20 protein-coding genes are annotated in these 24,237 nt (G+C 66.6%); 8 read left to right on the forward strand and 12 right to left on the reverse strand.

The features are described 5' to 3' along the window. Positions 1 to 22: 22 nt before the first annotated feature. The 3 genes from ABXH26_RS09295 to ABXH26_RS09305 are packed head-to-tail and all read left to right on the forward strand — an operon-like array spanning position 23 to position 2,554. Positions 23 to 532, forward strand: coding sequence for a hypothetical protein (locus ABXH26_RS09295; RefSeq protein ID WP_353566782.1), 510 nt, complete (start codon positions 23 to 25; stop codon positions 530 to 532). Positions 533 to 587: 55 nt separating this feature from the next. Then, complete coding sequence (locus ABXH26_RS09300) at positions 588 to 1,208, forward strand: class I SAM-dependent methyltransferase (RefSeq protein WP_353566783.1); 621 nt, start codon at positions 588 to 590, stop codon at positions 1,206 to 1,208. 32 nt (positions 1,209 to 1,240) lie between these two features. Beyond that, a complete protein-coding gene (locus ABXH26_RS09305; protein ID WP_353566784.1) occupies positions 1,241 to 2,554 on the forward strand; it encodes an APC family permease in 1,314 nt (437 codons plus the stop codon). A gap of 60 nt (positions 2,555 to 2,614) precedes the next feature. Here ABXH26_RS09305 and ABXH26_RS09310 read toward each other — a convergent pair whose 3' ends face one another. The 5 genes from ABXH26_RS09310 to ABXH26_RS09330 form a co-directional block, all read right to left on the reverse strand. Beyond that, entirely contained in the window at positions 2,615 to 3,739 is a 1,125-nt protein-coding gene (locus ABXH26_RS09310) for an acyltransferase family protein (RefSeq protein ID WP_353566785.1), read from the reverse strand. Between the two features lie 116 nt (positions 3,740 to 3,855). Then, positions 3,856 to 4,959, reverse strand: coding sequence for a metallophosphoesterase (locus ABXH26_RS09315; RefSeq protein WP_353566786.1), 1,104 nt, complete (start codon positions 4,957 to 4,959; stop codon positions 3,856 to 3,858). Between the two features lie 171 nt (positions 4,960 to 5,130). After that, positions 5,131 to 6,066 carry an AEC family transporter gene (locus ABXH26_RS09320; protein ID WP_353566787.1) on the reverse strand — a complete coding sequence of 312 codons (936 nt, stop codon included), beginning with the start codon at positions 6,064 to 6,066 and terminating at the stop codon, positions 5,131 to 5,133. A 49-nt stretch (positions 6,067 to 6,115) separates the two neighbouring features. After that, positions 6,116 to 6,430: a hypothetical protein gene (locus tag ABXH26_RS09325; protein ID WP_353566788.1), complete on the reverse strand. Its 315-nt coding sequence runs from the start codon at positions 6,428 to 6,430 to the stop codon at positions 6,116 to 6,118. A 55-nt stretch (positions 6,431 to 6,485) separates the two neighbouring features. After that, the gene (locus ABXH26_RS09330) at positions 6,486 to 7,325 is read right to left on the reverse strand and encodes a glycosyltransferase family 2 protein (RefSeq protein WP_353566789.1); all 840 of its coding nucleotides are present in this window, start codon (positions 7,323 to 7,325) and stop codon (positions 6,486 to 6,488) included. A gap of 159 nt (positions 7,326 to 7,484) precedes the next feature. Between ABXH26_RS09330 and ABXH26_RS09335 the strand changes: the two genes are divergently transcribed. Both ABXH26_RS09335 and ABXH26_RS09340 read left to right on the forward strand, forming a co-directional pair. Further along, a complete protein-coding gene (locus ABXH26_RS09335) occupies positions 7,485 to 8,318 on the forward strand; it encodes an Npun_F0296 family exosortase-dependent surface protein (RefSeq protein WP_353566790.1) in 834 nt (277 codons plus the stop codon). Positions 8,319 to 8,382: 64 nt separating this feature from the next. Further along, the gene (locus ABXH26_RS09340; RefSeq protein ID WP_353566791.1) at positions 8,383 to 8,718 is read left to right on the forward strand and encodes a hypothetical protein; all 336 of its coding nucleotides are present in this window, start codon (positions 8,383 to 8,385) and stop codon (positions 8,716 to 8,718) included. A gap of 184 nt (positions 8,719 to 8,902) precedes the next feature. On the opposite strand, the gene ABXH26_RS09345 is transcribed toward ABXH26_RS09340, so the two are convergent. Further along, positions 8,903 to 12,424: a proline dehydrogenase family protein gene (locus ABXH26_RS09345; protein ID WP_353566792.1), complete on the reverse strand. Its 3,522-nt coding sequence runs from the start codon at positions 12,422 to 12,424 to the stop codon at positions 8,903 to 8,905. A 301-nt stretch (positions 12,425 to 12,725) separates the two neighbouring features. Between ABXH26_RS09345 and uxaC the strand changes: the two genes are divergently transcribed. From uxaC to ABXH26_RS09360, 3 genes are all read left to right on the forward strand, one after another. Further along, complete coding sequence (uxaC, locus tag ABXH26_RS09350) at positions 12,726 to 14,126, forward strand: glucuronate isomerase (protein WP_353566793.1); 1,401 nt, start codon at positions 12,726 to 12,728, stop codon at positions 14,124 to 14,126. Between the two features lie 316 nt (positions 14,127 to 14,442). Continuing rightward, positions 14,443 to 15,045: a nicotinate (nicotinamide) nucleotide adenylyltransferase gene (gene nadD / locus ABXH26_RS09355; protein WP_353566794.1), complete on the forward strand. Its 603-nt coding sequence runs from the start codon at positions 14,443 to 14,445 to the stop codon at positions 15,043 to 15,045. A gap of 61 nt (positions 15,046 to 15,106) precedes the next feature. Then, positions 15,107 to 15,889, forward strand: coding sequence for a tetratricopeptide repeat protein (locus tag ABXH26_RS09360; RefSeq protein WP_353566795.1), 783 nt, complete (start codon positions 15,107 to 15,109; stop codon positions 15,887 to 15,889). 1 nt (position 15,890) lies between these two features. Here ABXH26_RS09360 and ABXH26_RS09365 read toward each other — a convergent pair whose 3' ends face one another. The 6 genes from ABXH26_RS09365 to uca form a co-directional block, all read right to left on the reverse strand. After that, positions 15,891 to 16,316, reverse strand: coding sequence for a deoxycytidylate deaminase (locus ABXH26_RS09365; protein WP_353566796.1), 426 nt, complete (start codon positions 16,314 to 16,316; stop codon positions 15,891 to 15,893). 8 nt (positions 16,317 to 16,324) lie between these two features. Next, a complete protein-coding gene (locus ABXH26_RS09370; protein WP_353566797.1) occupies positions 16,325 to 17,533 on the reverse strand; it encodes a VWA domain-containing protein in 1,209 nt (402 codons plus the stop codon). Between the two features lie 75 nt (positions 17,534 to 17,608). Further along, positions 17,609 to 18,205 carry an RNA polymerase sigma factor gene (locus tag ABXH26_RS09375; RefSeq protein WP_353566798.1) on the reverse strand — a complete coding sequence of 199 codons (597 nt, stop codon included), beginning with the start codon at positions 18,203 to 18,205 and terminating at the stop codon, positions 17,609 to 17,611. A gap of 3 nt (positions 18,206 to 18,208) precedes the next feature. Next, positions 18,209 to 18,829 (reverse strand): redox-sensing transcriptional repressor Rex, encoded by a 621-nt coding sequence (locus ABXH26_RS09380; RefSeq protein WP_353566799.1) that lies wholly within the window; start codon positions 18,827 to 18,829, stop codon positions 18,209 to 18,211. A gap of 48 nt (positions 18,830 to 18,877) precedes the next feature. After that, positions 18,878 to 20,602 carry an allophanate hydrolase gene (atzF, locus tag ABXH26_RS09385; protein ID WP_353566800.1) on the reverse strand — a complete coding sequence of 575 codons (1,725 nt, stop codon included), beginning with the start codon at positions 20,600 to 20,602 and terminating at the stop codon, positions 18,878 to 18,880. A gap of 25 nt (positions 20,603 to 20,627) precedes the next feature. Then, positions 20,628 to 24,224, reverse strand: a complete 3,597-nt coding sequence (gene uca / locus ABXH26_RS09390) for an urea carboxylase (protein ID WP_353566801.1) — start codon at positions 24,222 to 24,224, stop codon at positions 20,628 to 20,630. Positions 24,225 to 24,237 lie beyond the last annotated feature (13 nt).

The raw sequence follows: 24,237 nt of genomic DNA on the forward strand, positions 1-24,237 counted from the left end.
ACGGGGTTGGTTGAGACTTGTCGTGGAAACCTTTGCCAAGCTGCAGACCGTGGCCGGCCTCGACCCGATCCAGATCGGGTTCAACGAGGCCGCCGTGCTGCAAGTCGAGGGTGGCGAGTGGACGTCCTACCTGATCGCCGCCGGCTGCACGACCGGCCGGGAGGTGCTCCACCTGCACGAGGTTTGGTTCTGCGGCGTGTCCGCCGAAATCGTGGAGCTCGGCCACGCGGCGGAGGTCATGATCAGCTGCCGGCACGATTGGTGGTCGGCCGTCAATCCGGCAAGCATCGACCTGCTCCCTTGTCCGTCCCGCCAGGCCTATCCGCTGCGCTTCATTTCCCGGCACGGCTTCCGCTGGATGGCCGACATGATCCGCCACCAGGAGTTCGAGCCGCTGCTGGAGCACCTGCACGGGCGCTTCCAGGCCGCGGGGCTGGTGACCGATCGCCGGCAGCTCCGTGAGCTGCCGTTTTCCCGCGCCCGCACCGCGCCGGTCCGCGTCCATCCGCTCGATCGACTGCCGACCGGCTGAGCGGCGCATTTTCCCCTCGGCACGCGGCGCCCGCGCGCCCAGCCTGCACGCTCCCATGGCCCTGCTGGAACTGACCCTCCGCCCCGAGCGCACCACCGAAGTCCCGGACGAGGTGGCCGCCTACCTCGATGAGGCCGACCGCCGCGAGGCTGCGTTCTTCGAGCAGGGGCTGGGGAAAAAATTCTCCCGCTACGTGCCGAGCGACCCCGTCGCCTTCCTCGCGGCCCTCGTTTACCTGCGCAAAGAGAAGCTCCTGCGCGGCAGCCGGTTCTGCGAATGGGGCTGCGGCTTCGGCTTCGCCGCCTCGCTGGCCGCGATGGAGGGCTTCGAGTCGTATGGCATCGAGTTCGTCCCGGAGCTGGCCGAGCTGGCCGAGCAGCTGGCGGCCGACTTCGGCCTCGAGGTGACCATCCTCAACACCGACTACCTGCCCGACGGCTTCGACGACTGCGAGGGCGTCGGCGGCAAGATCCTGGTCTGTCCCAATCCCATGTCCGACCCGCCCGAGTACGACGGGCTGGATCCGGCCGAGGTCGATCTGTTCTATGTCTTCCCCTGGCCCGGTGAGGAGCGGCTGATGATGGACCTGTTCGAGGCCGTCGCCACCGAGGGGGCGATTCTTTTGATGTATCTCGGCGATGGCGAACTCGCGGCCTATCTGAAGGACGAGTGCTGAGACTTTCGGTGGACGCACCGCCAACCTCCGGCATGGTCGGAGAGATCATGGCGGATGATGGAAACGACAAGATGGGCCCCCTGTCGGCGGCGTTGATCGGCATCGGCGGCATGGTCGGCGGCGGCATCTTCGCGGTGCTCGGCACGGCGGTCGCGCTGGCCGGTGGTGGCACGCCGTTGGCCTTCGCCCTTGCCGGCGTGGTGGCGCTGCTCACCTGCTACGCCTACGTGAAGCTCTCCTGCCAGTTCCCGGAAGCCGGCGGCACCGCGTTGTTCCTCGACCAGGCCTTCGGCGCGAATCTTTTCACCGGCGGCCTCAACCTCACGCTGTGGCTCAGCTACCTGGTCACCATCGCCCTCTACGCCAGCGCCTTCGCCTCCTATGGCATGACGTTTTTTTCCAGCCAAGCCGGCTGGCTGGAGCACGTGCTGATCAGCGTGGCGATCCTGCTGCCGACGGCGATCAACCTCCTCAACGCGTCGATCGTCAGCAAGTCGGAGTCCTACATCGTGATCGGCAAGCTGATCCTGCTCGGCGTCGTGATCGCCGCCGGCATGTTCCACCTCGATGCCACCCGGCTCGAACCCGCATCGTGGAAGGCCCCGGGCGCGCTGGTGGTCGGCGGCATGGTCATCTTCGTGGCCTACGAGGGCTTCGAGCTGATCGCCAACGCCGCCGGTGACGTCCGCGAGCCGCGGAAAAACCTGCCCCGCGCGTTCTTCGGCTGCGTCGCCTTTGTGGTGCTGCTCTACGTGCTGGTCGCCGTGGTCACGGTCGGCGGTGTGCCCGCGGAGACGATCCAGCAGGAAAAGGACTACGCGCTTGCCGCCGCCGCCCGGCCATCGCTGGGTCAGGCTGGATTCACGCTGGTCTCGGTCTCCGCCTTGATGGCCACCTTTTCCGCGATCAACGCGACCATCTACGGCAATGCCCGCCTCGGCTACAGTCTCGCGGTCGATGGCGAACTGCCCGAGGAACTCGAGAAGAACGCCTGGAATCGCCCGCTGCCCGGGGTCATCGCCACCGCCGCCATCGCTTTGGCGCTGGCGAACTTCATCGACCTGCGCTCGATCGCCATCCTCGGCAGCGCCGGCTTCCTGGTCATCTTCGCCGCGGTGTGCGCGGCCGCCTTCAAGCTCTCCGCGAAGATCGGTGCCCGGAAATGGCTGTGCGCCGCCGGCTGTGCCGCCTGCCTCGTCGCGCTCGTGGCGCTACTCTACCACACGGCCACCGACAACCCGCCCGCCCTCGCCATCTTCGGCGGACTGCTGGTCGCGGCCTACGGTTTCGAGTGGCTTTATCCGAAGCTCAGCGGGCGGCCGAAACGCCAGGCATCGGAAGGGTAAATCGGATTCCACTTTCTGGATCGGTCGCGGGCGCAGGCTCGTCGCGGCGTTGGTGCTCTCTCAAACCCTCAGGAAAATCTGCCGCACGTAGAGGAACCGGCAGATCCATACGGAAAAGGCGAGCGCCAGAAGGGCGGTGGCGAGCTCGCCGAGACCGGTGCGCAGGCTCTCGAGCCAGGCGTGGATCTCCCCACCGATCAGACCGCTTGCCAGGCCGGTGAGGTCAACGACGTGGACCAGAAGATAGATCGTGATCGCGTTCATGCCGATCCACACGAAGGGCTGACACCAACGACGGTGCTGGCGAAGATCGACGACGAAATAAAACAAGGCCATCAACAAGGTGCTGAGGCCGCCCGTCAGCAGTACGAAGGACGAGGTCCAGATCTTCTTAATGACCGGAAACTGCAGGTGCCAGAGCAGCCCGGCCGCGACGCCGGCGAGGCCCCAGACCACCAGCCGTCGGACTTTTCGCGAAGCGTCCACCTCAGGGTCGCGAAGCAGCCGCCCGGCGAACACGCCGAGCAGGCAGGTGGCGATCGCGGGCAGGGTGCTCAGCAGGCCCTCGGGATCGTGGTCGCCATCCCATTTGCGGAAGGGGAGGTAGTGCTGGTCGATCCAGTTGGTGAGGTTGTGCCCCTCCGCGAAATCGCCGGCACCGAAGCCCGGGACCGGCGCGAAGGACAGCAGCGCCCAGTAACCCGCGATCAGCCCGACCGTGAGCGCCAACAGGCCCCGCGGCCGCAGCCAGACAAAGGCCAGGCCGGCCGCGAGGTAGCAGATCGCCAGCCGTTGGAGGACGCCCAGCAGGCGGACCTGCTCGATGCCTTCGCCGATGCCGCCATACATCCACACGCCGAGCAGATAGAGGATCGCGCTGCGTTTCAGGATCTTCAGCGTGGTGGATTTCCTGCCGTGCAGTTGGGTGGATTTGGTCAGGGAAAAGACCAGCGACACGCCGATGATGTAGGCGAACAGCGGGAAGATCAGGTCGTAGAAATGAAAGCCCGCCCACGGTGCATGCTGGACGCGGTCGTTGAGCGAGGGCGACATCGGGAACATTTCCGACAGCGCCTCGAAGACCTCCTCCATGCCGACGATGAAGAACATGTCGAGGCCGCGCAGGGCATCGATCGACATCAGCCGCGGGCTCTTGGGCAGTGGGCGGGAGTCTTCCTCACTCATTCGCGCAAGCTGGGCAACCGCGCGCAGCTCGACAAGGCGAATGCCCGCTCATCCGGATTCCGGTGGCTCCCGGGTGGTCGCGCGCCGGGCGAGGCTGATCGTGACGAACTCGAAGGTCAGCGGGTGGTCGCCTTCCGGGCTGGGGGGAGCTTGTAGGTGTAGTTCATCTCCGGGCTGGTCGGCCAGCCGGCTTCGTCCCCCTTTTCCCAGATAATGTGCGGGGAGACCGTCCAGACGCGGACCGTTTCGCCATCCGGCAGGAACTCCAGCAGGCGCAGCCAGCCATCGCCGCCGTGCGGCGCCCATTGGCCGTTGAAGAGCATCTGGTGCACGCTACGGTGATCATCGTAGACGTCGTTCCGGCGGGAGACGGCAAGCCCGCGGATGGCCTTCACCTCGTTGCCGTCGGGGCTGACGCGTTCGTAGGGCTTGTAGTGGCCGTTGACGACGAGCTCGAAGTTGGAGTGTTTGGAAACGAAGGCATCCCAGAGTTCCGAGCCGCAGTGGACGTTGCCGTCCTTGCTGATGCCGTAGGAGTAAGGACTGTTCTTCGTCTGGCGGGTGGTGCGGCGTGCCAGCCCGTCGTCGCTGAACAGGGTCGATTCCTGGTCGATGAACTCGTGGGTGACGAGGATGTAGGACTCGTCCGGATGGCGATCGGCGACCTTGCCGGCCCATTGCACGACCTCCCGCCGCGGACCGAACTCGAGCGAGAAAATGACGTACTTCCGGCCGCCGTGCTCGAAGTGATACCAGGCGTTCTCCAGCCGGCCTTCCTCGAAGGCACCGCCGAAGATCTGCTCGTTCAGGCGGTTGTCCGAGATCTTGAAGTAGTCGTTGAGCATCGTGCTGCGGTCCGAGGAATTGTGCCCGAGGTCGTGGTTTCCCACCGCCAGCACGTAGGGTAGCTTGCCATCCAGCACTTCGAGGCTTTCCTTCGCCCGTTCCCACTGCTCCGGGCGGTTGCCATCGACGATGTCGCCCACGTGAAGCACCAGCTGGATGTGGTACTTTTTCCGCTGTTTCACGAGCCAGCGGGTCATTTCCGTGAAATACGGGGCATGGTCCTCGTTGTTCACGTAATACTGGGTGTCGGGAATGACCGCGATGGTCCATGAGTCCTTCGATGGCCGCTCGTTCGGGCTTTGGGCAAAGCCGGAAGTCGCGGCCGCGAGAAGGAGGAGCGAGACAAGACGGGTGGTGGGGAATCGGTGGATCATCGGAGCGGGTTGCGAAGACATGGTCGGGCCCGCCATTTCCGCAGGAAGCCCCGACGGAGCGGATACTCGCCGAACCGGCCGATCTTTCCGCCTGATTTACCCCGAGGCCGCGGTCCTTCCGATGTGGGAACGGCCTCGGCACGCCCCGCCGCCGGGACCGGATTCCAGAGCCTAAAGCCCCAGCCATGCGCGGCCCCACAGCAGCACGAAGGGCAGCGTGACCAGGCTCGCTACCGTGGTCGCGACCACGATTTCCACCGCTACCGCCGGTCGGCCGCCGTAAAGCTTGGCCAAAAGAATCGGCGTCATCGCCGCGGGCATCGAGGCCTGAACCATCACCACCTGCTTCAGCGCCACCGGCATCGGCAGCCATTTCGCGACCGCGAGCATGACCAGCGGGATCAGCGCCAGCCGCATCGCCACCCCGCCGAGCGATGCCTTGAGGGTGGGTCGCTCGGTGCCGATCAGGTCGATCATCAGCGCGCCGGTCACGAAGATCGCCAGGGGAAAGGCGCCCGCGCCCAGCCAGTGCATCGCCTCGCGCGGGGGCCCGGTCACGCGGCGGTCCCAGCCGAGCCCGACCAGCGTCAGCCCGAGCAGCACCGAGACCGTCGGGCCGTTGATGACGCGCCGCCAGGGGATTGATTTGTCGCCGGACATCAGCATCACGCCGACCGACCACACCGCCAGCTCGACGCCGAGGTTGTGCACGAACAGCACGGCCAGCGCCCCGGTTCCCCACAGCGATTCGACCACCGGGATGGCGGTGTAGCCGAAATTCTGCACGCCCGCGGTGACGGCGAAGGTGCGTTTCCCATGGCCGCGCTGGTAACGCAGCACACCGGCGGCCAGCCATGCCAGCGTGAAGCCGCCGACAGTCAGGCCGAAGCCGGTGCCGAGCCCCCATGCCACCGTGCCGAAGCTACGCACGCTCTCCGCCCCCAGGATCTTGTCGAGGATGAAGCACGGATACATCACGTGGAAGACGAGCTGCAGCACGGCATCGTCGTTGCCGCGCTTCACCAGCCCCGCCTTGCGGGCCACCGCCCCCCCGATGATCAGCAGATAGACCGGGAAAACCTGCTTCAGAACCTCCAATGCGGACACGGGGGGAACGCTCGCGGGTCGGGCGCCCGATGTCGAGAGTGGCGCCCGCTCAAATGGCCGGCGGCCGGGGCCGCTTGAAGTAGACCACCAGCACGGCGACGACCCCGATGCCCCCGCCGATGATAAAACGGGTCAGCGACATCCTGCCGCTTTCCTCAAGCAGCATCTCCCTGCCGATCGCCGAACGCGTGGCGCCCAGCCAGAACAGCACGCCCGAAATAAGGAATACCAACAGTAGGGAAAAAGCGATCATCGCCCGGTGGAACCAGGGGGCCCACCACGGCTCCCGCTCCTCCTCCCCCGTCCAGGTTTCGAACGAATCCCAGTCCGGCGGCTTGGCGGGCGTCTCGCGCTCATCGTCCATCGACATCGACCAGAGCCTGTCATGCGGCCGGGGGGAAGGAGGATTTCGAAAACCCTCAATCCCGTTTTCCCGCCGCACTGCTCCAGGCCCGCAGCTTCGTCCAGTGAGCCGCGATGAAGTGGCTTTCCTGCTCTCGTCCGGCCGGGGAACGGAGCCAGCGCCAGCCATGACGCACCAGCGCCCTGAGGGTGCCGACCGCTCCCGACCACGCCACCTTCAGGCCGTGACGACGCGCCAGCCGGAACGCCACGGGGGCGAAAATGTCCATTCGTGTCCCGCCCTGCCGGAGGTGGCGGAAGGGGTATCGGAGCCGCCCCACCGCGTAGCCGCGCCGCAACATCGCCACGGCCCAGGCATAGTCCTCACACTCGCGCTGTTCGGGATCGAACGGGAACTCCCCCCAGCAGGCCCGGCGGAACATGCCCATGCTGTTGGAGTAAATGCCACCGAACTTGAGGCCCTTCTCCTGCAGTTCCCGCCAAGTGATACGACAGCTGTAGTAGTTGTCACCATCCCATGGGGAGCTCACCGCGCACAGTTCGGGGTCGCGGGCTAGGGCGTCGGCGAGCCGCTCGATCGTGTCGGGCCCATCAAGGGCGGTGTGCGAACTCAGTGCGAGGATGAAGTCGGCCGGGCAATGCTCCACCCCGAAATTGAGGACCCGCGGGTGCACATAGGCTTCCGACCATGAAATCACCCGTCCACCGGCTTGGCGGATGATTTCGGCGCTGCCGTCCGAGCTGCCGGTGTCCACTCCCACCAGCAGGTCGGGCCGGCGGGTCTGGGCCTGCAGGCAGCGGAGCACCTCGGGCAGCGTCCCGGCGCTATCGCGAAAACGGATCACCACCCCCACGGTCGGTGGGCCTCCGATGGAGGATGGGGTCGGATCGGGCATCGGAAGAGATGGGATAAGGAAAGCGCACGCATCTTGTGGCACCGATTCGTCTCCGGCCCACTTCCTCGAACACGTAGAAACGCGATCGCGTTCCCACGTGAGTTGGGAATGCCGGCCATCATTTTCCCATGGATGATCGGCACCACTTCACCGACGCCCATGTCATCCGATCTCCTCATGTCTCTTCGCCCCACCGCCTTTCGAAGCTGGCTGGTGCTCGCCCTTGGTCTGGCAGGCGCCACTTCCAGCCAGGCGGCCTTGATCATCACTTATGCCGAAAGCCCCGGCGAGATGCAGACCACGCTGACCTCGACCCAGGTCTTTACCTTCAACTCGCTGCCCGGCAATTCGCGCCAGTCCAACGTGAGCTGGGCCGGCGTGGGCACCATCAACCAGGTCTACGTCCGATCCGCCGACCAGTATGGCGGTGCCACGCTGGATGGCCTGACCACCGGCACCAACACCAACTACGCGGTGCAGTCGACCTCCGTCGGCGGCGGCAGCGCGACCTCCTCGACCACGCTCACCTTTGCCGCAGAACAAGCCTACTTCGGCCTGTGGTGGTCGGCCGGCGATCCCAACAACCAACTCCAGTTCTACAAGAACAGCGTGCTGGTGGCCCAGTATTCCACGCTCACCCTGCTCGACGCGGTGGCGGCCGACGCCGGTTACAAGGGCAATCCCACCACGGCCTTTGTCGGCAAGAACGCCGGCGAAGGATATGCCTTCGTGAACTTCTTCGGACTCGAAGGCACCACCTGGGACACCATCGTTTTCACCAACACCGCCAATACCGGCTTCGAGAGCGATAACTGGACGACCCGCTTCGAAGCCTACGGCACGCTTCCCGGAGAAGATCCCGACGAGCTGCCCGGCAAGGAAGTGGCCAAGGTGACCGGCACCCGGGTGGAGACGCTTCCCGAGCCCACTGCCGTGGTGTTCGCCGGTCTCGGCGGGCTTCTCGCCTTGGTCCGCCGTCGGCGCGCGGTCTGAGCTTCCTGCCACCCCGATTGGAGTAGACAGGGCGGAAAGGAGACCGGTGTAGTCTCCAGCACCCATGCGTGCCTTGATCCTCGTTCTTTCCTCGGCGTTCCTCATGGCGGCCTCGGCCCGTGAGGAACGCGTCATCAACCGGGACTGGTTTTTTCATCGCGGAAAACTGACCGGGCCGGATCAAGCCGACACGCCCGGCACCGACTGGCAGGCGGTCGATCTGCCGCACGACTGGGCCATCGCGGGACCTTTCGATCCGGAGGTCTCCGGCGAGCAGGGCAAGCTGCCGTGGAAGGGTCAGGGATGGTACCGGAAAAACCCTCGACCTCACCGAGGCCGCCCCCGCCGGCGGGGATGGTTCGGAAAAGGAGGTCCTCGCCCCGTATTATGCCGTCACTGACCGCCACCGGCTACGCTGGGAAAACGTGACCTATGAGCCCGGACGGGCCTCGATCCCTTTCAGGACGCGCGCCATCCGCTGTTCCATGGAAAAGCGGTGCTGATCCTGCGGCGCGATGGCGGAAAGACCGGCGAGGTGACGATCCGCGCCACCGCCGCCGGCATGCAGCCGGGCACCGCGAAGGTCACTTTCCGCTGATCGTCGGGATCGGCGAGCCGTGCCGGTGCAAGGTCTGCGAGATGGCCTGTTCGTGGAAATAGCGGGTCAGCTCGACGCGGCCGTTCGACACCGGCGCGGCGGGGCTGAGGCGCAGGCCGTTTTCCGCCGCGGCGGAGCGCACGGACGGTGGGGCCCCGACCACTCGCATCGAGCCATAGAGCCCGGGCGCGATCCGATCGGCGAGCTGCTTGTCCGTTTCCCGCAGCGTGGTGAAGCCGCGCATCCAGTCGAAGACCGGCTGGTCGGGCACCAGTGAAAGGTCGATATCTCCCGCCGTCCGTCCGCTGGCCAGCGCGGCGATCATCATCCGGCGCAGGTCGCGCTCGTCCTCGGAGCGCAGCAGCACGCGGCCGACGGCGCGGTAGCGGAAGACGTTGCTCTCGCACTTGAGGCCGCTGGGATCGTGCTCGATGCCGAACTCGTGCTTCATCCACCACGCATCGCTCTCCGCTGCCGGGCGGAACTCGCCGGTGGCGTCGAGTTTCAGGAAAGCCTCCACCGCCGGCGAAACGCGGGCCTTTTTTTCCGGAGGCGCGGCGTCCTCCCACGCACCGAACTGGGCGACGTAGTTCGGCCCGCCGGCCTTGGCTCCGGGGCCGAAGCACGACTGCTTCCAGCCACCGAAGGGCTGGCGACGGACGATGGCTCCCGTAATCGGGCGGTTGATGTAGCCGTTGCCCACCTGCGCCTGCTCGCGCCACCGCGCGATCTCCTGCGGGTCGAGCGAGTGGAGGCCGCCGGTCAGCGCGAAGGAGGAGTCGTTCTGGATTTCGATGGCATGCCGGAGATCGCGGGCGCAGACCACGCCGAGCACCGGCCCGAAGCACTCGGTGCGGCGGAACCACGAGTCCGGCTTCACGCCGAGCTTGATGCCGGGCGACCACAGCTGCGGGTTTTCCGGGTCCTGCCGCGGCTCGACGAGCCACGACTCGCCTCCGTCCAGCGAGCTCAGTGCGCGCCGGAGTTCGGGGCCGGGGGGACGGATCACGGGCGTGACCACCGAAGCGAAGTCCCACGACGGGCCGACCCGCAGCGACGAGGCGGCATCGGCCAGCTTGCGGCGGAAGGACGGATCATTGAAAACCTCGGCCTCCAGGATGGCCAGTGAGGCGGCCGAGCATTTCTGGCCGGCATGGCCGAAGGCGCTACGGACCAGATCCTTCACCGCCAGGTCGGGATCGGCCGCGGCGGTGATGATCAGCGAGTTTTTGCCCGAGGTCTCGGCGAACAGGTTCATGTCCGGTTTCCAAGAAAGGAACAGCCGTGCGGTGTCGAAGCCGCCGGTCAGGATGACCGCGCCGATGCGGGAATCCGTTACCAGCTCCTGGCCGACCGGCCCGTCCGGGCAAGGCACGAACTGCAGCACTTCCCGCGGCACGCCGGCGCGCCACAGGGCCTCGGCCATGACCCAGGCGGTGAGCACCGTCTGCGGGGCGGGCTTCAGGATCACCGAGGTGCCCGCGGCCAGCGGCGCCAGTACGCCGCCGCAGGGGATGGCGAAGGGAAAGTTCCACGGCGGGGTGACGACCACCGGCCCGATCGGCGTGAAGCTCGATCCGTCCGACCAGCCGTCCGCGCTCAAACTACGGGCGTAGTAGTTGGCGAAATCGATCGCCTCGCTGACCTCGACATCGGCCTCGACCACCGACTTGCCGGCCTCCCGCACCATGGTGGCGATGGCTTTTCCGCGCACCGCGGAAAGCTCGGCCGCCGCCTGGAGGAGAATCTCCGTCCGCTCGGCGGCGGGCTTCGCCATCCAGCGCTGGCGGGCATCCACGGCGGTCTCGATCGCCTCCATCACCTCATCCCAGCCGGCCTCGGCATACTCGCACACCACCGTCCCGGGCCGCGAGGGGTCCTCGGTGGTCGCGGTGCCCTTGCCGTCGTGGGGGATGCCGCCGATCTGCAGGGGCACCTTGGCCGGCGGGGCTTCCTTTTCCTCGGCGACCCGTGCGCGGATCCAGTCGACATTCGCTTCCAGCGAAAAATCGGTGTCCGCCTCGTTGTCGAAGGGCTCGTCCGGCAAGGTCGGGGCGTGGGTTTCCGCGGCGCGGTCCTGCCCCCGCGCCGGTCCCCAAGGGGTGGTCGGGATGGCGTCGCAGGCGGCCTTGAAGCGCTCGACCTGCCGCAGCCAGGCCTCGTCGCCCGGCTGCATGCCGAAGAGATCGTGGAGGAAGTTCTCCGGCGTCGTGTTCTCGTCGAGGCGGCGGATCAGGTAGGCGATGGCGCTCGGGAAATCGTCGGCCGCGACCACCGGCGCATAGAGCACCAGCCCGCCGGCTTCGGCCTTCACCGTGCGCGCCTGGTGGTTGGCCATGCCCTCCAGCATCTCGAAGCGGACGCGCTCGGCGACCCCGTTTTTTTCCCGCAGCAGCAGGCCGTAGGCGAGGTCGAAGAGGTTGTGGCTGGCGATCCCGACGGCCACCGCGGCGGCGTTCTCCGGTCGGCAGGCCTCCTGCATCATGCGCTTGAAGTTCGCGTCCGACTCGACCTTCGAGCCATACGGTGCCAGCGGCCAGTCGTGCCATTCGGCATCGACCCGCTCCATCGCCAGGTTGGCGCCCTTGACCAGCCGGATGCGGATGCCGGCCCCGCCGTTCTCCACCCGCTGCCGCCCCCAGGCATTGAGCGCCTTTTGCACCGGCCACGCGTCCGGCAGGTAGGCCTGCAGCACCAGGCCCGCTTCCAGATGGTGAAACTCCTCCTCGGACAGCACCTCGACGAAGGTCGCACAGGTCAGCCGCAGATCGCGGTATTCCTCCATGTCGAGGTTGACGTATTTCGGCATGCCGTCGGCCTTCGGGTGCCGCATCGCGGAGCGATAGATCTCGCGCAGCCGGTCCTTCAGTACCGCCACCGATTCCAGATCGGCCACGGGATGAATCTGGCTGAAAATGGCGGACAGCTTGACCGAGATGGCCTCGCAGGCGGGATCGGCGAGGCGGTCGAGGTTCGCGCGCAGGCGCCGAAGCGCCTCTTCCTCGCCGAGCACGGCCTCACCCAGCTGGTTCACGATCACGCCGATGTCGTGCTCCTTGCGTTTGCGCAGATGTCGGGAAAGGCCGGGCTCCTCGTCGGGCAGAATCACCTCCGCGCTCTCGTCGCGCAGCCGCTGGGTCACCTTCGGCATCACCAGGGCCGGCGCCAGTTTCGCGCCGAAGGTGCCGAGCTTCAAAGCCATCCGTGACGGCAGCGGGAGGTAGGAGGGCACGCCGAAGCGCTCGACGAGGTCGTGAAACAAGCGGGCCTGCCGTTTCGCCGTCGGCGGGCGGAAGACCTCGTCGGCCATGGCGAAGGTAAACGCCTTGCCCGCCTCGTCGTCCATCATGCGCGAGAGCTGGGCCTCGGCGCGCTTTTCGGCCGGCCGGCGGGCCTTCAAGGCGGCCGCTAACAGCCTTTCCGCCAATGCCACCACCGCCTGCGGATCGACCTCCGCCGCCGGCAGTTGATCGACTGCTTTTTCCTCCGTGAGCAAACCTCTCCACATCGCGAGCCGTGGCTAGCAGATCCCGCACCGGACGGGGAGTGACGAAGCTGCCAGCGGATGCGTTTTTTTGCTGATGCCGAGGGCCATTTCCCGGATCTCCGATCGGCGGCGGCCCAACAATCGATTCGTAGGGCCGATCGTCGTCGGCATGGAGGAAACGCCAGCTGCCCGATGGGTGGAAAAGCGGGTCCCGCGCCAGCCAGCGGGCCGCGGAACCGCGACCGGAAGCCGCCGATGTCGGGAATACCTCATTCGCTGACTTGTCCTACAACCTGTCCGCCCGCAAGCTGCCGCCAAAACCATGGCCTATCTCGACAACGACTTCCTGCTCCACTCGCCGACCGCCCAGCGCCTTTTCCACGAAGTGGCCAAGGACCAGCCGATCTACGACTACCATTGCCACCTCTCGCCCGCCGAGATTGCCGGCGACCACCGCTGGCAGACGCTGTCCGACATCTGGCTCGGCGGCGATCACTACAAGTGGCGGCTGCTGCGCGCCAATGGCATCGAGGAGCGCCTGATCACCGGCGACGCCTCGCCGCGCGAGAAGTTCCAGGCGTGGGCGGAAACCCTGCCGCTCACGCTGCGCAATCCGATCCACGCGTGGTCGCACCTCGAGCTGCGGCGCTACTTCGGCATCGATACGCTGGTCACCCCCGCTACGGCCGATGAGATCTGGGAAAAAGCCAACGCCCGGCTCGCCGAGCCCGACTTTTCCGCCCACGGCATCCTGAAGAAATTCGACGTGCGCATGGTCGGCACCACCGATGACCCGGTCGATCCGCTCGACCACCACCGCGCGATCGCCGGATCCGGCCTGGAAACCAAGGTCCTGCCCACCTTCCGCGCCGACAAGGCCTTCAACGTCGATCAACCCGAAGCCTTCAATGCCTGGCTCGGGAAACTGGAGTCCGCCTCCGGCATCGACATCTCCAGCCTCGGCGACCTGCTCGATGCGCTGCACCGGCGGCACGACGACTTCCACGCCGCCGGCGCGCGGCTTTCCGACCACGGACTGGAATCGATCCCGACCCTCGACTGCGACGACGCCCAGGCCTCGAACATCTTCGACAAGGCGCGCTCGGGCGGGCAGGTGACGCTCGAGGACCGGCAGCGGTTCACCTTTTTCCTGCTCGTCTTCCTCGGTCGCCTCGATGCCGCCAAGGGCTGGACCAAGCAGCTCCACCTCGGCGCCGCGCGCAACGTCAACCCCCACGGCTACGCCTCGCTGGGGCCGGACGCGGGCTACGACAACATCGGCGATTTCCGCCAGGGCCCCGGCCTGCTGAAGTACCTCGGCCGGCTCGCCTCGGAAAACGCGCTGCCGCACGTGATCCTCTACAACCTCAATCCGGCCGACAACTACCTCTTCGCCACCATCGCCGGCAGCTTCCAGGGCGATGGCATCATCCACCGCATCCAGTTCGGCTCCGGCTGGTGGTTCCTCGACCAAAAGGACGGCATGGAGCTGCAGCTCAACGCGCTGTCGATGACCGGGCTGCTGTCGCGCTTCGTGGGCATGCTGACCGACTCGCGGAGCTTCCTTTCCTACCCGCGGCACGAGTATTTCCGCCGCATCCTGTGCAACCTGGTCGGCGGCGAGGCCGACCGCGGCGAGCTGCCCGACGACTTCGAGGCCCTCTCGCAGCTGATCACCGCCGTCTGCTCCGGCAATGCGGCGCGGCAGTTCGGGCTGGGCTGATGGCCGGCCCGATCCTGGGGGGATTTTTGGGGAAAAACGTAGACTCCGCCCCGGGGACGACGGGCTCTCCCCCCAGATCGCCCGCCGCCTGGTCCGGGACGAAGTGCGATGACTATGGGGTAAGTTTCGCAAGGGGCAATCCCGATCGCGGCTGAGGACGGAGATTGTTGGTCGCTGAACTTCAACAGGGTGTATAGTTAGATAATGCTGACAGCGCGTGTCCTGGAAGCGGTCGGGGAAAACTCTTCGAACTCCGGGCGCTTCCCACCGCCGTGCGGGTTGCCGCGGCGCGCGGGATCTGGTTTCCTCCCGCTCCATGGAGGCGCCCTATTTCCCGGCCGGTGAAAAAATCGCCCTGTTCGGAGGCAGTTTCGATCCGGTCCACCTCGGGCATGTGGCGATCGCCCGACTGGCGGTCGCACAGATGGGCCTGGAACGCGTCATCTTCCTGCCCTGCCGGATTTCGCCCCACAAGCAGGCCGGTGCTCCGCCGGCCGCCGGCGAGGATCGGCTGGCGATGCTGCGGCTGGCCACCGCCGGGCTGCCGTGGGCGGAGATCGACGATTTCGATCTCGTCCAGCCACCGCCCTCCTTTTCCTATCTCACCGTGGCGGAAATGCAGCGCCGCCACCCGCGGGCGCGTCTTTTCTGGCTGCTCGGCAAGGACCAGTGGGACGCCCTGCCGCGCTGGAGGGAGCCGGAACGGCTGGCCGCCTCGGTCGAGTTCATCGTCTTTTCCCGCGAGGGCGAACCCCTCCCGCGCGCCGGCTGGACGATGCACCACCTGTCCGGCGAACACCCGGCCTCGGCCACCGCGATCCGTCGGAATCTCGCGGCGGGACGCTCGCCGCAGCATCTCGATCCGACCGTGCTTGATTTCATCCGCACCCGCGGACTCTACGGTGCCGGGCCGGCTTGATCCCCTGCTTGCGGTTTGCCGGGCACGTGCCTAGCGTGGCGCCAAGCTCATCCGAATGCCCATGAAACCCCGTTTTCTCCTCGCCGTTCTCTCGCTGCTGCTGGCTCCGCTCCACGCCCAGGAACCGTCCACTACGAAGGAAGATCTCGCTTGGGTCGCGGACTTCAAGAACCTGCCGGAGGAGAAGCGCATCGAGTTCGCCAAGGAGCTCGGCAAGGCCCGCGAGCTGTTCGCCCAAAAGCGGATCTTCGAGACGGAGGAGAAGCTCCACGACGCCCAGAAAATCTTCGCCGATTCTCCCGACGTGGAAAACCTGCTCGGCGCCTGCAAGGTGGAGTTTCGGTCCTTCGATGACGCCATGGAGCACTTCAAGAAGGCCGACGAATTGAGCCCGGACTCGCCCAACGTGCTGTTCAACATCGGCGAGGTCTACTTCGTGACCAAAAAGTGGAGCGAGGCCGAGCAGACCTTCCGCAAGGTGCTGGAAATGATCGGCGACGACGAAAAGCAGATGCAGCTCCAGCGGCTGGTCGAGTTCAAGCTGATGCTCTCCCTCATCAAGCTCGACAAGATCGACGAGGCCAGGGAGATGGCGGAAAAATACGACGAGTTCGACGATTCGCCCTACCCCTACTACGCCGAGGCCGCGCTCGCCTTCAACCAGGGCGATGAACTTAACGCCGAGCTGGCCCTGCGGCGGGCACAACGCATTTTCCGCAACCCCGAAATGCTCAATCCCTGGCAGGACACCCTGATGGAGTTCGGCTACCTCAAGAGCTTCATCGGCGCGATCCCCGACGCCATGGAGGATCCGGCCCCGGCTCCGGATCCGGCAGGAAAGTGAGTCATCCGGCGGTCGGAAAGTCCGTCACCCTCTCAAGCTGGATCCCGTAGAGCCGCGCGATCTCCGGCGCGTCGGAGGCGTGATACTGCTCCCGGTAGTAGATCTCCCTCACCCCATAGGCGCACAGCGTCTGCATGCAGGCGGTGCAGGGCATGGTGGTGCTGGCCACCAGCTTCACCTCGCCGCGGCGGAACAGGCTGCACAGGTTGATCTCCGCGTGCAGCATGAACTTCTGCCGCGCCTCGCGATCGTCCCAGAATCCGGCCGGCGCGTCGAAGCCCGGCGCGAGACCATTGTAGGCGGTGGCGATGACCCGGTTGTCGAAATCCAACGCCGCGGCACCGACTTTCCGATACGGGTCTTCGGAACGCAGCGAGGCCACGTGGGCCAGCGCCATGGCATAGCGGGGGATCGAAATCCGCGACATGCCCCGACTCAATCGGCCCCGCCCCGCAGCGTCAATGCTCGCTCGATGACCCGCCACTGCGCCATCCAAATCGGGTCATCATCGCGGGTCCGCTCAAGCAGCTTCTTCAAGTCGTCCGCGCTCACCTCCTCGTCCCGCAGCCACAGCCCGAAGGCCGCTTGGGTCGCCGCGCGCAGCATCGCCGGGTCGGGCTTTTCCTCCGGGATCTCCAGGGAAAAGGCATGCCCGGCCGCGTCGCTCAGCTCGACCGTGCCCAGCGCGCCTTCGCCGGAAAATTCCATCAGCACCAGCTGCGAGCGGCCCGCCGGCAGGGTCGTCGGCAATGCCGCATCCGAGCGCGTGACATACGAGCCCACCACCCGCCGCGGCCGCTCGGAAAGCGAGCGCAGCACCAGCCCCTGAACTTCCCTCTCCGGCGCGCGCAGCGAGATGCCGACCAGCCATCGGTCCGGCGCCCACGGGCAGGGCATCGAGGCCACACCGGCTTCAAGTTGGTCGCCGAGCGGTTTCATCGGCAGCGTCTGGCTGTTGATCATTTCCTCGACCCGCACCGCATCGCGCGGCGGCAGCATGCCCCGCTCCTCGATCCAGCGCCGGACCCAGACCGCGCTGCCGGTCCCGGTCACCACCGGCAGCCGCAGCTCGGAGCCGGCGGAAAACCCGGCCAGGTCGGTGGTCGCCGGCAGAGCCGAGCGCACCGGCAGGGGCGCTTGCGAGATCTTCTTCGCCAACTCGCGGAAGCGATCGCCTGGGGCTCCGCCCGACCCCGAAGGCGCCGTCGTTTCCTCGCCGCCGGAGGCCACCCGCGTGGATCCCGAGGACGGACCCGGAGCCGGCAACAAGGCCACGGCTTCCAGCATCGTGCCCGGCGATTTCCGCCCTGCCCCGAGCTGGCCCAGCATCACCGCCGCCAGGACGACCGCCGCCGCCGCCCCGAGGGCCACCAGCCACGGCTTCCAGGCCGGGCTTTTCCTCACGACCGCGGGCTCCGGCTCGCTCGCCTTCAGCACCGCGCGGCGCTGGCTCGGCCGCAGCCGGGCCTCGCCCGCCGCGCCGAAAACGTCGCTCATGAAGCCGCAGGTGCGCTCGATTTCATCCAGCGAGATGCGCAGCGCCGGATCGGCCGCCACCGCACGCTCGACCCGGCGCGATTCGTCATCGTCGAGCTCGCCGAGCGCGTAGGCCGTCAGCCGGGGATCGTCGGGAAGGAGTTTCATCGGTTCATCCGTCGCGATCGGGACCACCCCATTCGCGTCCATTCGCGTTCATTCGCGGTTGGTTTTTCATGGAAATCAGTAGCCGTCCATCAGGTCGGGCGGCAGCAGTTGGCGGATCCTTTTGAGGCCGGTGTGGATGAGGAAACCGATGTTGCCCGAGCTGAGGCCGGTCTCCTCGGCGATCTCCTTGTAGCTCTTGCCGTCGCGGAATTTCATCAGGATTACGGTTTTCTGGTTGTCGGAAAGGCGGTCGAGATAACTGAGAACTTGCTCGATCCGCTCATCGCGGTCGGCCTCGGCGGCGGGCGAGCTTTCCTCGACCGGCAGCGGGGCGTTTTCGAAATCTTCGAGGTGCGTCACCCGGCCCTCCTTGCGCAGGACGTCGAGCGCGCGGTTGCGGCAGACGGTGAAAAGCCAGCTCTTCAGGCCGTCGCGCACCTTCGACACGTCCTGCCGGCACAGCCGGATGAAGGTGTCCTGTACCACGTCGCGGGCGCGGTCGGCGTCCTTGACGATCGTCCGGGCGTAGCCGATCAGCGGCGACTCGTACTCGGCGAGCGCGCGCTCGATGAAGCGTTCGCGGGTTTCGACCATCTCGGGCGCCCCGGCCAGCGGCGGGGTGTCATCCGGGGAAACGGACGACCCGCCCGGCGTCTTGGGATTTTCTCCCATGGCCTAGCGCACGAAGAAACTCAGGTGCTCCAGCTCGATGGCGAGGTCGACGTTGTTCACCACCACCGGCTCGGGCACATCGAGGACCACCGGCGAGAAGTTCAGGATCCCCGCCACGCCGGCGGCGACCAGGCGGTTGGCCAGCAGCTGGGCGATCGGCCCCGGCACGCAGAGGATTGCCAGCCGCACATTCTCCCGCTGGATGAAGTCCTCCATTTCCGCCTCCGGCAAAACCGGCACCTGCACGCCCCGCGCGGCGGCCACGGCGGGATCGGCATCGAAGGCCGCGACGACCTCGAAGCCCTCCTTTTGAAAGCCTTGATAGCGCAGCAGCGCCGAGCCGAGGTTGCCCGCGCCGACGAGGATCACGGGCTGCAGCCGCTCGCGGCCGAGCACGTCGCGGATCATCCCGGCCAGGGCGGCGACCGGATAGCCGAGCCCGCGCGTGCCGAACTGGCCGAAGTAGGCCAGGTCCTTGCGCAGCTGCGCCGGCTTCACCCCCGCCGCCTTCGCCAGCGCGGTGGAGCTGACCGTTTCCTCCTCCAGCTCCTCCAGCCGCCGCAGGCAGCGGTGGTAGATCGACAGGCGGTAGATCGCCTTCTTGGGAATATCGATCCGTTCCATCAGCGCGGGCAAGGAACGCCGCCGAGCCCTCAGGGTCAAGCCCTTGGCTCAGCCCCGAGCCAAATACGGCCGCCAGCCGCCAAACGCGGTGATGTCTTCGGCACCCTCGGTCGCGCGGGGCTCGGCGATGAAACCGGGGACCTCGCTGCCGTCCTCGAGGAGTACCTTGCCGATGCCCAGCGGGGCGGGGACTTTCGACACGAAGTCGCCGAAGGCCGCCCGGTCGAGCGACCAGACTTCGACCTCGATCGCCGCGCCATTCGCATCTTCGCGGATCAACGCCGGCCGCGGCGGGATGCCCTCGCCGGCCGGCAACGCATACATCCGGTAGGCCGGCGCCGTCTTTGTCTTGGAAACCAAGCGCGCGCCGCGGTCGGCGAGCTGCCAGTGGAGCGCCAGGCCCTCGAGGTGGGCGCCGCAGACGACCACCGGGATCCCGCCCTGCGCCTGCCGCGACCAGGCTTCGCCCGTGAAACTCGAGGCCACTTCGAGCAAACTCGCATCCTTGCCCGCAGGAGCGGCCAGCGTCACGCCCCACGGCACCACGCCGTCGCGGGCGCGACCGGCGGGGATCGCCACCGCGCAGAGGTCGAGCAGGTTCATGAAATTCGTGTAGCGGCCGAGCGTGGCATTGGTCTGATACGGCTCTTCCAGTACTTCCTCGACGCGATACAGACACGGCGTGGTCGGCAGCAGCAGCAGGTCGATCGTTTCCCATACCGGCTCCACCTCGCGGGCAAAGGCCTTGAGCTTGTCCTGCGCGAGGAAGGTGGCGACCGCATCCCAGCCCTGCGAGGCTTCGAGGATCTGGCGCGTCACCGGGAAAACGGAGTCCGGCTTTTCCGCCACGAAGTCGCCCACCGCCGCCCAGCGCTCGGCGACCCACGGGCCTTCGTAGAGCAGCTTGGCCGCCTCGACGAAGGGCGTGAGGTCGATCTCGATCCGCTCGTATCCCAGCGCGGCCATTTTTTCCGCCGCGGCGGCGAAAAGCCCGGGCGTGTCGGGATCGCCGGAGAAGTCGAGGTCCTTCGGCACGCCGACCCGCTTTCCGAGCGGACGATCAACGCCGAGGTCGCGCGAGTAGGGATCCTCCGCATCGAAGACGCCTGCGACGTCCATGATCTCCGCGGCGTCCGCGACCGAGTTCGCGAACACCGAAACGCAATCGAGCGAGCGGCAGGCCGGCACCACGCCGCGGGTGCTGAGCAGGCCCTTCGACGGCTTCCAGCCGACCAGTTCCTGAAACGCCGCCGGCACCCGGCCCGAGCCGGCGGTGTCGGTGCCCAGCGAGAACACGCACAGGCCCGCCGCCACCGAGGACGCGCTGCCCGAGCTCGATCCGCCCGGCAGCCAGCCCGGCGCGACCGCATTTCGCGCCACGCCGTACGGAGAGCGAGTCCCGACGAGCCCGGTGGCGAATTGATCAAGATTGCCTTTGCCGATCGGGATCGCACCGGCCTCGCGCAGCCGCCTCACCACCGCGGCATCCGTTTCCGCGACGTAGGCAAAGTCGGGACATGCGGCCGTGGTCGGCCAGCCAGCGACGTCGATGTTGTCCTTCGCCACGAAAGGCACACCCCACAACGGCAGCGCGCGGTCCATCGCCTCGACCTCCGCCGCCATCGCCGCGAGCTGCTCACGCGAGGGCTGGAAAATGAAGGTCGCCGGATCGTCCCACGCTTCGATGCGCGCGGTCACCTCCTCCAGCACGTCCATCACGCTTGCCCCCTCGGCATAGCGCCCTCTCACCCAGCTCAAAGTCATCCGTTCCATGTCGTCCAATCGGCAATCTTCAATCTTAAATCGGCAATTCTCTAACAATGGCCACCACCTGCCCGGCGCGCACGCTGCCGCCTTCGGAAACGAGAACCTCGACCACTTCGACGGCCGTCTCGGTTTCCACCGGCATCTCCATCTTCATCGCTTCGAGGATCATCACGCCCTGGCCGGCTTGCAGCGTTTCGCCGGCGGCGGAAAGCAGCTTCCACACGCTGCCTGTGACCGGGCTTTCCAAGGCGACGCAGCCGTCCGGGATGACGAGTTCGTCCTCGTCGGCGACCTCGGTTTCCACCGGCGCATCCATCGCCAGCCCGGCCGCCTCCCAGCGCTCGCGTTCCTCTTGGAAAGCCTGCCGCTGATGGCTGCGGAACGCTTCGATCTCCGCCGAGTTCGACTCAAGGAACTTCTCGTAGTCGGCGAAACGGAACACCGTCTCCTCGATCTCCAGCTTGTGCCGGCCGAGCGGAACTTCCTCGCGCAGGCGCAGCAGCTCTTTGGCGCTCACCGGGTAAAACCGGAGCTGGTCGAAGAAGCGCAGCAGCCAGGGCTCGGAGAAGTCCTCCGTTTTCCGCCAACGATTCCACACGGGGACCGTGCGACCCGTGAACTGATAGCCGCCGGGACCTTCCATGCCATAGATGCAGAGATAGGCGCCGCCGATCCCGACCGCGTTCTCCGGCGTCCAAGTCCGCGCCGGGTTGTATTTCGTGGTGACCAGCCGGTGGCGCGGGTCGAGCGGCGTGGCGACCGGTGCGCCGAGATAGACGTCGCCAAGGCCCATGACGAGATACGAGGCGTCGAAGAAGATACGATGCACGTCGTCGATCGACTCCAGCCCGTTGATGCGGCGGATGAACTCCAGATTGCTCGGGCACCACGGCGCGTCGGGCCGCACGCTCTGCATGTATTTCCGGATCGCTTCCTGCGTGCTCGGGTCGTCCCAGCTGATCGGCAGGTGGACCACCCGCGCCGGGACCTCGATTTCCTCCAGCGGCGGCAGCGAACGGATGCCCTCCTCAATGATCACCCACAACGCTTCCCGCGAGATCACCCGCGGGTCGAAGTGAACCTGCAACGAGCGGATCCCCGGCGTCAGATCGACGATCCCCTCGAGCGCCTTTTCCTTCAGCCACTCATACACCACATGGACCTTGAAGCGCAGCTTCAGGTCGAGGTGGTGCGGGCCGAACTCGATCAGGAAATAGGTGTCGCCCGCGCGCCGCACGACCACCGCGTCGTCGCCCTCGCCGAAGGAGGCGAGAATTGCCGATTGAAGATTGAGGATTGACGATTGAGGAAGAGGAAGCGCGTCGAGCTGGCCGGCGAGGTAGGCATCGACGGCCTGGCGTTGGCTTTCGGCCCACGCCTCATCGACCGGTACGAAGGTGATCTTGTCGCCGGGACGGAGCTGGCCGAGCTTCCACAGCTCGGCCTCGACCACCACGCAGGGGCAGACGAAGCCGCCGAGACTCGGGCCGTCGGGACCGAGGATGACGGGCATGTCGCCGGTGAAATCGACGGCGCCGATCGCGTAGGCGTTGTCATGCAGGTTCGACGGATGCAGCCCCGCCTCGCCGCCATCCTTGCGTGCCCATTTCGGCTTCGGGCCGATCAGCCGCACGCCCGTCCGCGCCGAGTTGTAGTGAACCTCCCAGCTCGTCGCGAAGAAGGTCTCGATGTCCTCCGGCAAAAAGAAATCCGGCGCCCCGTGCGGCCCATAGAGCACCCCGATCCGCCACTCATTCGTCATCGGAATGCCTTCACCCCAATCGCCAATCGACAGTCGGCAATCAGGAATCCCCAGCACATCCCCGGGAAGCAAGGCCCGCCCGAACGGCCCGCCGAAGCGGCCCAGCGTGAAGGTCGAGGCACTGCCGAGATACTGCGGCGACTCGATCCCACCGTTCACCGCGAGGTAGCAGCGCATGCCGCTGCCTTCGATCCGGCCAACCTTCACCACGTCCCCGGCGGCGACATCGAAAGCTCCGCTCACCGGTTCGCCATTTCGGGTCACCTTCACCTCGGCGCCCACCACCGCGAGCTTGGTGGCGGTGTTGAAACGCAGCGTCGGTCCGGTCATCGTGATCTCCAAGGCGGGCGCACCTTCGGGGTTGCCGACCGTCCGGTTCGCGAGGCGGAGCGAGAGAGAATCGAAGGGCCCGCAGGGCGGCACGCCGACCTCCCAGTAGCCGATCCGACCCGGAAAATCCTGCACCGTGGTCATCGTGCCGGGCGATTGCACGTCGATCGTCCGAGGCTGGTAGTCGAAGCCGGCCATGTCGTGCATCGCCACGCCGCCATTGACGTACGGCGTCCACCGTACGACCTGGCGCAGGTAGCGCAAGTTGGTTTCGATCCCCGAAATCCGCGACTCGTCGAGCGCCTTGCCGAGCTTGACCACGGCGGCCTCGCGGTCTTCGGCGTGGACCATCACCTTGCACAACAGCGGATCGTAAAACGGGCTGACCTCGGTGCCGGGTCGGATCCAGCCATCGCAGCGGGTCCACTCCGGAAAAGTCGCCTCGGTCAGGAGTCCGGCGCTGGGCCGGAAGTTCTGGTTCGGATCCTCGGCATAGACCCGAGCCTGGATCGCGCAACCCTGCGGCGCGGGCGCGGCGTCGGGCATTGTCCAGTCGGGATCGAGCGCGAGGCGGATCATCCATTCGACCAGATCGATGCCGGTGACCATCTCGGTCACGCCGTGTTCGACCTGAAGGCGAGTGTTTACCTCGAGGAAGAAGAAGTCCCTACGGTCGGCATCGTAGATAAACTCGACCGTGCCGGCGGAGCGGTAGTTCACGCTCTCGCCGAGTTGCACCGCAGCGGCGTGAAGCGCCGAACGGGTTTCGTCGGTCAGCCCCGGCGCGGGGGTTTCTTCAAAGACCTTCTGGTTGCGCCGCTGCACCGAGCAATCCCGCTCGCCGAGCGCCAGCACGCGGCCTTTTCCATCGCCGAAAATCTGTACCTCGACATGCCGCCCCCGCTCGATGAAGCGCTCCACGAACACACCTCCCGAGCCGAAGCTGCGCTCGCTCAGCCGCACCACGCTCTCGAATTCGCGGCGCAGTTCGTCCTCATCGCGACAGACCTTCATCCCGATCCCGCCACCGCCGGCCGTGCTCTTCAGCATCACCGGAAAGCCGATCTCCCACGCCGCGGAAACGGCGGCCTCGGCGTTTTCGAGCAGGTCGGTCCCCGGAACCAGCGGCACGCCCGCATCGCCAGCCAAGCGACGCGCCTCGTGCTTCAAGCCGAAGGCAATGATCTGCTCCGGCGTCGGCCCGAGCCACTTCACCCCGGCCTCCTCGCACATCCGGGCGAAGTCGGTGTTTTCCGAAAGCAGGCCGTAGCCGGGGAAAACCGCCGCCGCTCCCGTCTCGCGGGCGACCTCGATCAGCTTGTCCTTCACCAGATAACTCTCCGACACGGGCCCCGGCCCGATGCGATGCGCTTCATCCGCCAGATCGACGTGCGGGGATGCGATGTCCGGATCCGAGTAAACCGCCACCGCGTCCATGCCCAGCGCATGGATCGTCCGGATGGCCCGCGCCGCGATCTCGCCCCGGTTCGCGATGAGGATTTTCGATTGAAGATTTCCGATTGTCGATGGGTTCATGGGACAGCTCGGT

It is taken from the genome of Haloferula sargassicola, assembly GCF_040362925.1.
In the GTDB taxonomy this organism is placed as follows: Bacteria; Verrucomicrobiota; Verrucomicrobiia; order Verrucomicrobiales; family Akkermansiaceae; genus Haloferula; species Haloferula sargassicola.